Source organism: Citricoccus zhacaiensis, from assembly GCF_014645315.1.
GTDB lineage: Bacteria > Actinomycetota > Actinomycetes > Actinomycetales > Micrococcaceae > Citricoccus > Citricoccus zhacaiensis.
Genome location: NZ_BMLQ01000008.1, coordinates 1 through 12674, shown reverse-complemented (window position 1 = coordinate 12674; position 12674 = coordinate 1). Strand labels below are relative to the sequence as shown.

General features: G+C 67.3%; 10 protein-coding genes. 2 read left to right on the top strand and 8 right to left on the bottom strand.

Annotated elements, in window-relative coordinates; all coding sequences use genetic code 11:
- Positions 1-40 precede the first annotated feature (40 nt).
- The gene (ybaK, locus tag IEX49_RS12965; protein ID WP_188806594.1) at positions 41-559 is read left to right on the top strand and encodes a Cys-tRNA(Pro) deacylase; all 519 of its coding nucleotides are present in this window, start codon (positions 41-43) and stop codon (positions 557-559) included.
- Between the two features lie 36 nt (positions 560-595).
- Here ybaK and IEX49_RS12960 read toward each other — a convergent pair whose 3' ends face one another.
- The 5 genes from IEX49_RS12960 to IEX49_RS12940 form a co-directional block, all read right to left on the bottom strand.
- Entirely contained in the window at positions 596-1351 is a 756-nt protein-coding gene (locus IEX49_RS12960) for a GOLPH3/VPS74 family protein (protein ID WP_188806593.1), read from the bottom strand.
- A gap of 43 nt (positions 1352-1394) precedes the next feature.
- Positions 1395-2024, bottom strand: a complete 630-nt coding sequence (pgsA, locus tag IEX49_RS12955) for a phosphatidylinositol phosphate synthase (RefSeq protein ID WP_188806592.1) — start codon at positions 2022-2024, stop codon at positions 1395-1397.
- Positions 2024-2644 (bottom strand): HIT family protein, encoded by a 621-nt coding sequence (locus tag IEX49_RS12950; RefSeq protein WP_188806591.1) that lies wholly within the window; start codon positions 2642-2644, stop codon positions 2024-2026. The genes pgsA and IEX49_RS12950 overlap by 1 nt, the downstream gene beginning before the upstream one ends.
- Positions 2641-4707, bottom strand: a complete 2067-nt coding sequence (thrS, locus tag IEX49_RS12945; protein ID WP_188806590.1) for a threonine--tRNA ligase — start codon at positions 4705-4707, stop codon at positions 2641-2643. Before thrS ends, IEX49_RS12950 begins: the two co-directional genes overlap by 4 nt.
- 202 nt (positions 4708-4909) lie before the next feature.
- Entirely contained in the window at positions 4910-6697 is a 1788-nt protein-coding gene (locus IEX49_RS12940) for an HNH endonuclease signature motif containing protein (protein WP_188806589.1), read from the bottom strand.
- Positions 6698-6939: 242 nt separating this feature from the next.
- Between IEX49_RS12940 and IEX49_RS12935 the strand changes: the two genes are divergently transcribed.
- Positions 6940-7629, top strand: coding sequence for a dihydrofolate reductase family protein (locus IEX49_RS12935; RefSeq protein WP_188806588.1), 690 nt, complete (start codon positions 6940-6942; stop codon positions 7627-7629).
- Here IEX49_RS12935 and IEX49_RS12930 read toward each other — a convergent pair.
- From IEX49_RS12930 to IEX49_RS12920, 3 genes are read right to left on the bottom strand one after another with little or no spacing between them, the layout of a single operon-like run.
- Positions 7611-8132, bottom strand: coding sequence for an SRPBCC family protein (locus IEX49_RS12930; RefSeq protein WP_188806587.1), 522 nt, complete (start codon positions 8130-8132; stop codon positions 7611-7613). The two genes, IEX49_RS12935 and IEX49_RS12930, sit on opposite strands and share 19 nt — an antisense overlap.
- A complete protein-coding gene (locus tag IEX49_RS12925) occupies positions 8129-11890 on the bottom strand; it encodes a DNA polymerase III subunit alpha (protein WP_188806586.1) in 3762 nt (1253 codons plus the stop codon). Before IEX49_RS12925 ends, IEX49_RS12930 begins: the two co-directional genes overlap by 4 nt.
- Positions 11890-12219, bottom strand: a complete 330-nt coding sequence (locus IEX49_RS12920) for a DUF6504 family protein (protein ID WP_159550812.1) — start codon at positions 12217-12219, stop codon at positions 11890-11892. The genes IEX49_RS12925 and IEX49_RS12920 overlap by 1 nt, the downstream gene beginning before the upstream one ends.
- Between the last annotated feature and the right edge of the window lie 455 nt (positions 12220-12674).

Sequence of the window (12674 nt, the reverse complement as noted above, 5' to 3'; positions counted from 1 at the left end):
GCGAGTTTCCGCCGAACGCGCCGGACACGCCGGACTCCCCATGGCACGCAAGAAGCCTGCGCCCACCGTGTCGACGCCCACCGCGTCGACGCCCGCCCTGCGCGCGCTGGACCGGGCCGGCGTCGAGTATGAGGTGCTGGAGTACGAGCACGACGAGCGATCCGGCCGGGGTTTCGGCGAGGAGGCCGCCGAGAAGCTCGGACTGGACGCCACCGTGGTGTTCAAGACCCTGATGGTGACCCTGCCGGACGACTCCCTGGCCGCCGGCGTGGTGCCCGTCGCCGGAACCCTCGATCTGCGGGCCTTGGCCTCCGCACTCGGGGTCAAGAAGGTCGCCATGGCCGAGCCGGCCCTGGCGCAGAGACGCACGGGTTACGTGCTGGGCGGGATCTCGCCGATGGGCCAGCGGCACCAGGCCGCTGTGGTCATCGACTCCTCGGCGCTGGCCCTGGAGCATGTCCTGGTGTCGGGAGGTCGCCGGGGGCTCGACGTGAGACTGGCACCGCAGGATCTGGTGGCGGTGACGCAGGCTCGCGTCGCACCGATCGCGGCTCCGTAGAGGAATCTGGAGGGATCCAAGGGTCAGGTCCAGGGATCAGTCGAGCGCGGAGGCCCCGCCCGTCGTCGCCGTCAGGGCCTCAGCCACGGCGTTCTCCGTCGCCAGGAGCGCTTCGGACATGGACAGCTCCGTGGCGGGGCTGCCCACCGGGGTGACGGCGGCCGCGCGGATGTGCGCCTTGTCCACGTCTGGGAACAGCCGGTGGAGCAGGCGGGTGGTGCGCATCAGCGAGATGAGCGGCCACGTGACGTCGTCGGCCGGTTGACCGTCCATGAGCACACCACGGATCCTGTCCCGGAGTTCGTGCTCGAAGTGCTCGTTACGCTCCCGGTAGCGCGTCCGGTGGAAGATCCACAGCACCGTGCTCTCGTCCTCCTCCACGATGCCCCGCTTCACTAGTGAGGCCGCCACGGCGTCCCGCAGCGTCTGGCGTGAGAATCGATTGATCCACTGCTCGGCGTCGCGATGGCGGGTGAAGGCGCGGATGATGTCCCAGACCTGCTCCAGCGGCCACTCGAGCCCGGTGCTGTGCGCCCAGGCCGGCGGATTCGGATCAGCGGCGAAGACCTGCTGCGGATGCTCGATCGAGCGCACCGTGCTTCGCGTGACCTCGAGCCGGCCCCGGCGCGCCAATTCCACCAGTGCGGCCCCGGCGATCCCCATCCCGACGGTCGGCCCGTCCAGCAGGAGCTTGCCCTTCTCGTCATCCAGGCAGAGCAGCAGGAAGTACTCGGGGATGTTCAGCGGTCGGTCGGTGACAGCCTCAGTGCTGTCCGTGAAGGGCTCGCTCATCCATCCATTGTGGCGCAGAAGACTCCGATTGCGCAGGCCGGGGCTACTGACCGCCGTCGGTCTCGGGGACCCTCCGGGACTGCCGGTACACCGTGACCATGCGCTGGCCCACCGTGATGGCGGACGCCGCCGCCAGCAGCAGGAGGACCACGGCCAGGACCCACGAGTTCAGGCCGAGACCGGTCAGGCCGGCGAACACCAGTGTCACCACGAGCCGCTCCGCCCGTTCGGCGATGCCGGTATTGGCGTCGAAGCCCAATGATTCGGCCTTGGCGCGGACATAGGACACCAGCATGCCGAGTGCCATGCTGGCGGCGGCGGCCACGCCGGCGATCCAGAAGTCTCCGGCGCCGAAGAACCACAGCATCAGTCCCAGGAAGACAGCGGCGTCCTGGACCCGGTCCAGGGTGGAGTCGAGGAAGCTTCCCCACCTGCCGGTCGTTCCGGCGATCCTGGCCATGACCCCGTCCAGCACGTCCGAGAAGACGAAGAGGGTGATGACCATGGTGCCCCAGAACAGTTCACCCAACGGGAACAGGATCAGTGCTCCCAGCGCCACGCCGAGGGTCCCAACGATGGTCACGGCATCCGCCGAGACGCCGCGAGCCAGGAGGAACCTGGCCGCCGGCGTGAAGATCCGGGTGAACAGGGCCCGGGCGTAGCGGTTGAGCATCAGCCGAGCTGTTCCGTGGCGGTGCTCGCCTGGTGGGTCTCGAAAGCGGCTTCCGCTTCTGCCCAGGCTCCGGCCACGGCCGCGCGGACCGTATCCAGGGTCACCGTGATGTTCTTGGTCTCAGCGATGATCGGGAGGAAGTTTCCGTCTCCGCCCCACCGCGGGACGATGTGCTGGTGCAGGTGGGCGGCGATGCCGGCGCCGCCGGTCTTGCCCTGGTTCATGCCGAGGTTGAAGCCGGTGGCCTTCGCCGTGGCGCGCAGTGCCGTCATGCCGATCTGGGACAGCCGGGCGATCTCCAGGGTCTCGTCCACGGTGAGGTCCGTGTAGTCGGGAACATGGCGGTACGGACATACCAACAGGTGCCCCGCGTTGTAGGGGTAGAGGTTGCACAGCACGAAGGCCGTCCTTCCCCGTGCAACGATCAGTGACTGCTCGTCGGATCGACCCGGAGCGGCGCAGAAGGGGCACGTGGATTCCCCGCTGACCTGGTCCTGTCCCCCACGGACATAGGCCATCCGGTGGGGATTCCACAGTCGTTGGAAGCCGTCCGGCGTTCCGGCGAGTTCGAAGTCGTCGGTGGCCGGGGGGCTGTCATCCGGGCTCGGCTCCGGGGTCACTGGGTCTCCCGGTTCCTCACGGCGTTCACGATGCGTTCGACGGCTTCGCGCACGGGCACGCCGTTGTCCTGGCTGCCGTCCCGGAACCGGAAGGAGACCGCTCCTGCTTCGGCGTCCTCGCCACCGGCGATGAGCACGAACGGCACCTTCTCCTTGGAGGCGGTGCGGATCTTCTTCGGGAAACGGTCGGATCCGTCGTCAAGGCGGGCGCGGATGCCCTGGGCCTTGAGCTGGGCGACCACCTCCGCCAGGTAGTCGTTGAAGGCCTCCGCGACCGGGATCGCCACGACCTGCTCCGGGGCCAGCCAGGCCGGGAAGGAGCCGGCGTAGTGCTCGGTCAGCACGCCGAGGAAGCGTTCGATGGACCCGAAGAGGGCGCGGTGGATCATCACGGGGCGCTGTCGGGTGCCATCCGCGGCCTGGTACTCGAGGTCGAAGCGTTCCGGCAGGTTGAAGTCCAACTGGATGGTGGACATCTGCCAGGTGCGACCGATTGCGTCCTTCGCCTGGACGGAGATCTTGGGGCCGTAGAAGGCGGCGCCGCCCGGATCCGGGACGAGGTCCAGGCCGGAGGCGGTGGCGACCTCCTCGAGGGTGCGGGTGGCCTCCTCCCAGACGGCGTCCTCGCCGACGTACTTCTCGGGGTCCTTGGTGGACAGTTCGAGATAGAAGTCGTTGAGGCCGTAGTCCTTGAGGAGGTCCAGGACGAAGGTGAGCGTGGTGGTCAGCTCCTCCTTCATCTGGTCTTTGGTGCAGTAGATGTGGGCGTCGTCCTGCGTCATCCCGCGCACGCGGGTCAGGCCGTGCACCACACCGGACTTCTCATAGCGGTACACCTGCCCGAACTCGAACAACCTCAAGGGCAGCTCACGGTAGGAGCGGCCCCGCGACGCGAAGATCAGGTTGTGCATGGGGCAGTTCATGGGCTTGAGGTAGTAGTTCTGCCCCTGCTTGGTGATCTCGTCAGTGACGGGATCCCGCTGCTCGTCGATCTGCATGGGCGGGAACATGCCGTCCGCATACCAGTCGAGGTGTCCGGAGATCTCGTAGAGGTGCTGCTTGGTGATGTGCGGGGTGTAGACGAACTCGTAGCCGGCCTCGGTGTGGCGCTGACGCGAGTAGTCCTCCATCTCCTTGCGGATGATGCCGCCGCGGGGGTGGAACACGGGCAGGCCGGAGCCCAGCTCGTCCGGGAATGAGAACAGGTCCATCTCGGCACCCAGCTTGCGGTGGTCGCGGCGCTCGGCCTCGGCCAGTCGCTCCTGGTATGCCTTGAGATCGTCCTTCGTGGGCCAGGCGGTGCCGTAGATGCGCTGCAGCTGCTTGTTCTTCTCGTTGCCCAGCCAGTAGGCGGCAGCTGAACGGGTCAGTGCGAAGGCGTTGGAGATGAGCTTGGTGTTCGGCAGGTGGGGGCCGCGGCAGAGGTCGCACCAGACACTGTCACCGGACTTGCGGTCCACGTTGTCATAGATGGTGATCTCGCCGGCGCCGACCTCGATGTTCGCCCCCTCGCCCACGGCGTCCGCATCCTCCTGCTGGCCCAGCAGTTCCAGCTTGTACGGCTCATCGGCCATCGCCTGGCGGGCCTCGTCCTCGGTGACGACGCGGCGGGCGAAGGTCTGGTTCGAGTTGATGATCTTCTGCATCATCTTCTCGAGGGTCTTGAGGTCCTCCGGGGTGAAGGGCTCCTCGACGTCGAAGTCGAAGTAGAAGCCGTCCGTGATGTAGGGGCCGATGCCCAGCTTGGCGCCCGGTCGCAGCTGCTGGACCGCCTGGGCCATGACATGGGCGGTTGAGTGGCGCAGGACGTTGAGTCCGTCCTCGTCCGAGATGTCCACACCCACGACGTCGGCGCCGGCTGGAATCCGGCGGCTCAGGTCCTGCAGTTGGCCGTCCACTCGCATCACGACGGTGGTCTTCTGATCGGAGAAGAGTTCTGTGCCGGTGGTACCCGAGGTCACCTCCCGCGATTCCGCGTTGACAGTGATGGTGATCTGTTCGTGCTGCGACGCCTCGGACACGGTCCGGTTCCTCCTCGGGTAGGGCTTCAGGGCTGGTGGCATACGGTGGCCACCGCCAGCCACCGGCCATTCTAGGGCAGTCGTGGTCGGTTCGCCGTCTGTTGGCGTGCATGCCGCGGTGCCTCCGGAGGCATGCCGCGGATCAGACAGCCTCAGACAGTCGAAGGTCAGAAGCGTGGCGCTTGTTGATTCAGTTGATTCAGTTGATTCAGGTGGTTCAAATGGTTCAGCGGGTTCAGTTGGTTCACGCCGCGTCATCGAGATTGTCGCGGCGGTCTGATCCCCCTGGGGCCTCGGGCCCCGGACTGCCAGGGCCGCCTGGATCCCGGGGGCGCCAATAGTGGTTGCGGCGAGGGCGTTGTTCGGGATCGTGGTAGCGAGCAGGGATGAACCAGGGCACACCGTCTTTGACCTCGATCTCCCATGCGCCGGCGTGGACTGCGTGGTGGTGATGTGAGCAGAGCAGAACTCCGTTCTCGACGCTGGTGGGCCCGCCATGCTCCCAGAAGCGGATGTGGTGGGCTTCGCACCAGGGAGCGGGTATGGAACAGGCGGGTGCCGCGCATCCACCGTCCCGGGCGACGATGGCCCGTCTGAGCTTGCGGGTGAACAGCCTCTGAGATCGCCCCACGTCGAGCACTTCTCCTGACCCGCCGAGCACGATGGGGATCAGGTCGGCATCGCAGGCCTTCTGCCGGATGGTCTGTGGATCGACCGCCCCCGCATAGGCTGCCTGGGATACCACGTGGCCGGTTCCGGCGCTGCCCTTCACGCGCGTGTAGTGGCCTGCCAGGGACTCGTAGTCGATCGTCACCAGAACCTGCGGCCTGACTCCGCCGCCCCCGGCATCCGGCAGGTCAGACCCGCCGTCGTCGGCGCTGGGAGTCGCTTGGTTCGTCAAGGCCAGTGCACCCGTCAGGGCACTGATGAGTCCGTCCAGTTCCCGTTGGGCCCTGCTCCGGGAATCCAGCGAGTCGGTAACATCCAGGTGCTCCGCCCACACCTCGGCACCCGGCTGCTCGTCAGCAATCCTGCGCGGATTGGAGGATGCGGAGACGAGGGTCTTCAACGTCTCATGCTGGCCGTCGGTCGCCAGCAGGGACCAGCGGTGCAGGTTCGCGGTTTTCTTGCCGTGATAGAAGAGTCCCTGGGCCGCGTTCATCTGGGCCTCGGTGGGCTCGAGACCATCGGGATTCACCGAAGCGTCAAAGCGTTGGCGCCAGTACGCGCACACCTTCCGTACGGCATCCGGGTCCATCTCCTGCGCCTGGGCCGCCAATACCCGTTCCCCCTCAGCGATCAAGAGGTCGATGTGGTCCTTCGGTGCTCCAGCTCGGGCTGCGTCGGCACGAGCAGACGTGAGGGCGTCCGCCACCGTGTCCACCGCGGCGAGATCGGCCTGGGCAGAGGTCACAGTGCCGGCCAGTGCAGTCATCTCGGGTGGAATCACCTGGGTTCGGTCCTGTGACAACTGCGGCATGACACGGACAGCGCGTCGAACACGCTTCTTCGCCTCATGACGGGGGATGCGCAGGATTTGTTGGAGATAGTCCGCCCCGTTGCGATAGGCACACTTGCCCTCCGGGATCCCCAACATGCCACGACGTGCCGCATGCTCATCGAAGACTTGGTCCACATGTCCCGCCAATCCCGTTCGAGCCGCATCCACCCATCGGCCAAGCTCCTCGACCCGGGACAGCACGACTGGTAGACATCCCACCGGCACAGCTTCCGCGGTGGCGCCCAGGGTCTCGTCGCTCAGAGACCCGCCGTTCAGAGACCCGCCGTTCAGAGATTTGTCCCCTAGCAACTCATCCGGGTCCGCGCCGCCCCTATCATCGTGCACCGTGTCCGCATGGGCATACAGTCCCCAGTCCTCGGAACGATCACGTTCCGGCCCGTCCGGGAAGCGGTCGACGGAGTCCGGCAGCCGAGGATCGGACATCCGTGACGCCAGTTCCTCCAGGAGGAGACGGGAGGCCACCAGCAGCTCGGGCAGATCCAGCTCCGCCAACTCGTCCTTCTCGATCACCGGTGCTCCTCTCCCGTGTAGTTGCGACCTCACCAAGTCGTCCGTCTAGTACATATATTCGATCATGATGCCGGGACACTTTAAGCGCCCCACCGCAGAAGGTGGACATCTTCCTGCATCCGGTTGCCTGTGCAGGAGGGCACGCACCGTGGATCTGGCCATCCGACGTCGTGCGTTTCTACACTCGGGGCAACCACCAGCGTCCGACTGCTGACAACGCAGCCCAGAACCGGGATGTACCCATGCCTTCCACGACAGATTCCTCCACCGGCGAGCCGCTTCACCGGCGCAGGCCTCAACGACTCAGGGTCCAGAATTTCTTCGTCTCGCGGGACGGCATCGCCGCAGGGGAAGACCAGAGCCTGGAACGCCCCTTCGGCCACGTGGACCCGGGCCCCCTGACCGAATGGGCCGGGGCCACGGACAGTTGGCCCAATCGAACGGATCCCGGCGGCTCGCGGGGCGTGGACGACCACATCGTCCGCGACTTCACCCACAACATCGGGGCCGAGATCATGGGCAGCCACAAGTTCAGTCCGTTCCGGGGCCCCTGGACGAGCGAGGACTGGAAGGGCTGGTGGGGTGATGACCCGCCGTTCCGCACGCCGGTGTTCGTGCTGACGCACCACCTGCGCCCGTCCTTCTCGCTCAGCGACACGACGTTCCATTTTCTCGATGCCAGCCCGTCCGAGGCGCTGAGGATCGCCATGGACGCTGCCCAGGGCAAGGACGTCCGCCTCGGTGGTGGTGTCACGACGGTGCTGGAGTTCCTCGAAGCAGGCCTCGTGGATGATCTGCACATCGCCGTCGCACCCCATGACATCGGTTCAGGACTGCGGCTGTGGTCCAGTCCGACGGACTTCGAGGACGGCTTCCATCATGAGAGCGTCCTGAGCCCGAGCGGGATGGAGCATCATTTCTTCTGGCGTTGATCCGTGGCTTCGGCGTCGAGAACTGCGAGCAGATGCCGGTTGCGCTGCCTGATCAGCCGGCGGAGGTAGGGCACCAGGATCAGCCTTTCGGTCAGGCGTCCGAAGAGAGGCGACGTCACGGTGATCGTATCCGTCATGGTGCTCGCCCTCTGATCGATTCCCCCGGCCGTTGCGAGTCCGGCTCCGGCGGATCCGTGGACCTCACTCGAGAAGTCGTGGACGTGGCGGAAGGAGCGGAAGGGGCCGGTGATCTGCTCGTCGACGAAGCGGCGGGGACGGTCATGTTCGGTGATCTGGGAGGTCATGGTGAACCAGATCCCGAAGTGCCGGGCCCGCCAGGTGACGGTCTCGCCGAGACCGATCTGCCCCGAGGTCACGCCGTCGATGGCCTGTTCACCGGAGTCCGCCATCGATCCGAGATGCTCGTCAATGCTCAGGGAGAGTTCGAAGAGCCGCTCGGCTGCGTGCGACGACGGGGTCACCACCGTGAATGTGCTCGTCATGGTCTGATCGTCGCACGTTCTGGGTCAGACCGGTTTCCGCCCGTCGCCGAGGCACCCTCCGGAACTCCCACCGGGCCGCGCACCTTGACCGGCCAGGACCCGGTGTCATGGTGCGGGATGTCGGGAAGCCGCGCGGTGGCCCCGACCACCTGGCGCGAGCCACCGGTCTCCTGCTGCTGGGCGGCTGACGATGCGGCCGGACCCCACGGCACCGGAGCAGGTGGCGCACCCGCCCGGGTCCGGTCCCGGCGCAACCAAGCCCGCCATTCGTCCCGCGTGCCATCCAGATAGTCCGGATCGGGCAGCGAATCGGGCCGGTGCAGGTCCCAGGCACGAATGGCCTGCAGGCTGATGGCCTTGGGACCGGTCCGGCGCGTCGTTCCCTCGATCAGCATCAGCCGGGCCGAGAACAGCATCTCACCGGTCTCATGCTGGGCCTCCGTGAAGAATGAGGCGTCCACGCACCCCGTTCCGTCGTCCACGGAGATGAACACCACGCGTTTGCCGCTGCGCATGGGCGGGGTCTGCGTCGCCACCCGCACCCCGGCCACCAGCACCCGCGACTGTGACCGCAGCCCGAGGAGGTCCTCCGCCGCCGTCACCCCGAGTGCCTCCAGGTACGGCCGGTGCGACTCCATCAAGTGGGCGGTCGTGTCCATGGCGGTAAGATCCAGCTCGGTCCGCACCCGTTGGTCCCGGCTGGGCTCCGGGAACATCGGCACGATCGCCGCCGCCTCGGTATCGGGCAGTTCCAGGGAGAGCTGACCGTCGACCTGGCGCCCCCCGGACCGCTTCCTCCGCCCCGACAGCCCTTCGGTCTGCCCGCCGTGTTGCAGTTCCAGATGGTGGACCAGGTCAGTGCGCGAAGCCCCGCCCGGCGGCAGGAGACAGTCCAACGCACCGAGCTGGGCCAGCCGCTCGAGGTTCCTCCGGGTCGGGCGGGCCCGGTCCCGCACATCGGCCAGTGAGGCATAGGGCTGCCCCGCCACGATCCTCTTGATCTCCGTCTCGCTCAGCCCGGACAGCGAGTTCAGCGCCAGCCGGATCCCCCAGCGCCCCGCGGCATTCCCCGGCCCGACGCCGTCCGGCCGGCTCCCAGCGGCCGGCACGTTCTCCAGGAAGGGCGCGGCGCCGGCGTCGGGAATCTCAGGATGGCCGGGCACCCACTCGAGCCTGAACCGATCGGTGGAGGCATTGATGTCCACGGGCAGCACCGGGATGCCCATGCGGCGGGCCTCGGCGATCATCAGTCGGCGGGGGTACATTCCGGGATCGTGCTCGAAGATCCCGGCCAGGAACGCCTCGGGGTGGTGGGTCTTGAGCCACGCCGAGTGGTAGGTGGGAACGGCGAACGCGGCACCGTGGGCCTTGCAGAAGCCGAAGGAGCCGAAAGCGTGCAGCGTCCCCCAGACCTCGTCGACGACCTTCGGTGGGTAGCCCTTCGCCAGTGCCGTCGACCGGAAGAACTCCTCCACCACGTGCTCCTGCGGCCCGCCGATCTGACGGCGAAACTCATCGGCCTTCGCAAGCCCGCAGCCGGTCATCACGTGGAAGGTCCGCAGCACCTGTTCGTGGAACACCGTCACCCCGTGTGTCTCGGCCAGCACGGGTTCCAGGTCCGGGTGGGGATACCGTGCCTGGGAGAAACCGTGGCGCTGTTCGAGGAAGGGCCGCACCATGTCCGACTGCATGGGCCCGGGCCGGAACAACGAGATGTCGATGGTCAGGTCGTTGAATTCCACGGGCGCCATCTTCCCGATCAGCTCACGCTGGCCCGGTGACTCGATCTGGAAGATGCCCAAGGTGTGCGTGGTCCGGATCAGTTCGAAGGTCGGTTCATCGTCGAAGGGCACCTGCTCGAGGTCCACCGTCCTCCCCGTGGTCCGCTCGATCTCGGCCAGGGTGTAGGCGATGGTCGACTGCATCCTCACGCCGAGCACGTCGAGCTTGAGCATGCCCATGGGATCCATGTCGTGCTTGTCGAACTGACTCATCGGCAGGTCGATCCCGGAGGGCTGCAACGGCGTCCGGTCCAGCAGGGTCGCGTCCCCGAGGATCACCCCGCACGGGTGCATGGCGATGTGCCGCGGCAGCCGGTCCAGTCGCTCGGTGAGGTCCACCAGCAGGTCCAATTGTTCCTGTCCGGCGGCCCGGCCTGATTCGACCTGCTCCGCGAAACCGCGCAACTCCGGCATCCGGTCCATGGCCTCACGGAAGCTCGACGCCGAGAACCGCCACAGTTGCTTGGCGATCGTATCCACCTGCCCTGGTTCCATGCCGAGGGCCATCCCGGCGTCACGCACCGCTCCTCGGGCACGGTAACCGTTCTGCATGCTCATGAGCGTGGTGCGTTCGGCACCGAAGCGCTCGAACATCGCATGGTAGACGTCGTGACGGCGGGCCGATTCCACGTCGATGTCGATGTCCGGCAGGGTCGAGCGGTCGTTGGAGAGGAAGCGTTCGAAGATCAGCTCGTGCCGCATGGGGTCCACGTTCGAGATCCGCAACAGGTAGTTGACCAGCGACGAGGCCCCGGATCCGCGCGCGGAGACCCGCACCCCCATCCTCTCGATCATCGCCACCACCTCGGCCACGGTCAGGAAGTAGCTGGCGAAGCCGAGCCGGTTGATGATGCCCAGCTCCTGCTCCAACCGCTTCTCCAGATCCTGGCCGGCGGTCGACGACGCAAAGCGGGTCCCGGTATAGAGGCCCGGGAAGCGGTCGGTCACCCTGGCCAGAGTACGGTCCCGCAGCGCTCTGACCGGGTCCCCGGTGATCCCGATGACCGAGGCCTCCGGCACGGTGGGCTGCCTCCAGCCCAGGTCCGGGCCGGGGTCCATGCGGCAGGCATCGGCAAGGGCATGGGTGTCATCCAGCAGGGCCGTGACCCCCTCGGCACTGCCGCCGGCCCGCCCCTCCGTCCCGGACCCCGCCGCCTCGCAGATCTCCAGGGCGATCTGGTGCATGGATCCCGCGGGCTTCAGCCAGCCCTGCCCGTTGGGCTGCAGGTCGGTGAGGGCCTCGAGGGAGCTCAGGGCCCGGGCGGCGTCGAGGACGTCCGCAGTGGCGGCCCCATCCGGCGTCGCATAGCGCACCGCGTTGGTCAGCACCGCTGGCACCTTGGTCTCCCGTGCGGCGCGCAGCATCTTCACGGCGTGGGCGGCTGACAGCTTCTCCCCCGGCGCAGAGAGATGGCAGACCACCTCCACCCGCAGGGATCCGGCGGGCAGTGCGGCCTTCCATTGGCGCAGCAGCGTCCGGCCGGCCGTGTACTTTCGCGCGGCCATCAGCCTCCCGACGTCGGATCCCGGCCCCAGCAGCACGAACAGTTCCGGCGGGGCACCGTGGTGCCTGCCGGCGGACCACTCGGCCAGTTCGGCCATCGTGACGTACGGCGTTCCCCCGGCAGAGCCACCCGTGGTGTGGGCATGCGCTGCCGAGATGAGCCGGACCAGGGCTCGGTATCCCGTGCCCTGCGTGCCGCCTCGGGCCAGCACGATCACCCGGCCGGCGGGATTCGACCGCTGTTCGCCCCAGGCCACCGCGAGGTCCACCCCGATCACCGGGTCCAGTCCCTGCTCCAGGCAGGCGCTGACATGCTTGGCCGTGCCGTAGAGCCCATCCCGGTCCGTGCAGGCCAGTACCTCCGCACCGTCCGCGGCGGCGGCTGCGGCCAGCTCAGCGGGCCAGGACACCCCGTAGTGGGAGCTGAAGGCACTGGCCACGTGCAGATGCGGAAAGCCTGAGGCAGCGCCCATCAAGCACTCTCCCTGAGGCGCACGGCGGCGCCGTCATGGATGCGGACCAGCCGCCAGCGGCCGGAGTCGACATGGTGGGAGAGGTCCAAGGTCAGCAGCGGTGCGTTGCGTGCCTTCTCCAGGCGCACCTGGACCCGCCAGACCTCGTGGTCCACCAGACCGGCACCGCGGCCCCGCTCGGCCCGGCGCTCCTCGGTCCACCACTTGCGCCGCTCGTACCAGCGCACCGGCTGGGCCGCCAGTACGTAGATCCGGCCGTTCCACTCCAGGCGCTCCGGGGCCCCTGCCGTGGTGCATCCAACGGCGACCGATTGAGTGAAGATTCCCATGGGACGTGATTCCTGCCCTGTTCTTGTCGTGACTTCTCATGCCGTTTTTCCGCCCTCCGGCACGTGGCCGGCGGGCTCGTCCGGGAGCAGCCCGGGCCGGCGTCGTACCCTGCCGTCTGGGAAGGAACGGCGGGCCCGAAACCGGGACTGTCCGGTGGGGCGGTGGGAAGTGAAACGGCCGACGGGAAGGACCGGCCGCACCCCACCATGGTATTCGAACACGTGTTCTAACACCAAGAATGAGGCTAGGGCAGGGCCCGGACACGATAGGGATCCGGGGCAGGATCGGTGCACGAATCCGAGGCTGACGTGGGCCCCTGAATGTGGAACGGAGGCTGGCTAGATGTACTTCCCCGGGAGGTTGTGAACGGCTGAGGTAAGGCGAAGACCTCCGGGCAGGATGTGGGTTACCACACTCGCATCCTGACCACGGAGGTCTTCGTGACTCACGCTAA

What these genes read in the sequence shown, in the direction of transcription:
- ybaK (WP_188806594.1), top strand. Translation starts at nt 41, where the DNA reads ATGGCACGCAAGAAGCCTGCGCCCACCGTGTCGACGCCCACCGCGTCG.
- IEX49_RS12960 (WP_188806593.1), bottom strand. Translation starts at nt 1,351, where the DNA reads ATGAGCGAGCCCTTCACGGACAGCACTGAGGCTGTCACCGACCGACCG.
- pgsA (WP_188806592.1), bottom strand. Translation starts at nt 2,024, where the DNA reads ATGCTCAACCGCTACGCCCGGGCCCTGTTCACCCGGATCTTCACGCCG.
- thrS (WP_188806590.1), bottom strand. Translation starts at nt 4,707, where the DNA reads ATGCCACCAGCCCTGAAGCCCTACCCGAGGAGGAACCGGACCGTGTCC.
- IEX49_RS12935 (WP_188806588.1), top strand. Translation starts at nt 6,940, where the DNA reads ATGCCTTCCACGACAGATTCCTCCACCGGCGAGCCGCTTCACCGGCGC.
- IEX49_RS12930 (WP_188806587.1), bottom strand. Translation starts at nt 8,132, where the DNA reads ATGACGAGCACATTCACGGTGGTGACCCCGTCGTCGCACGCAGCCGAG.
- IEX49_RS12925 (WP_188806586.1), bottom strand. Translation starts at nt 11,890, where the DNA reads ATGGGCGCTGCCTCAGGCTTTCCGCATCTGCACGTGGCCAGTGCCTTC.
- IEX49_RS12920 (WP_159550812.1), bottom strand. Translation starts at nt 12,219, where the DNA reads ATGGGAATCTTCACTCAATCGGTCGCCGTTGGATGCACCACGGCAGGG.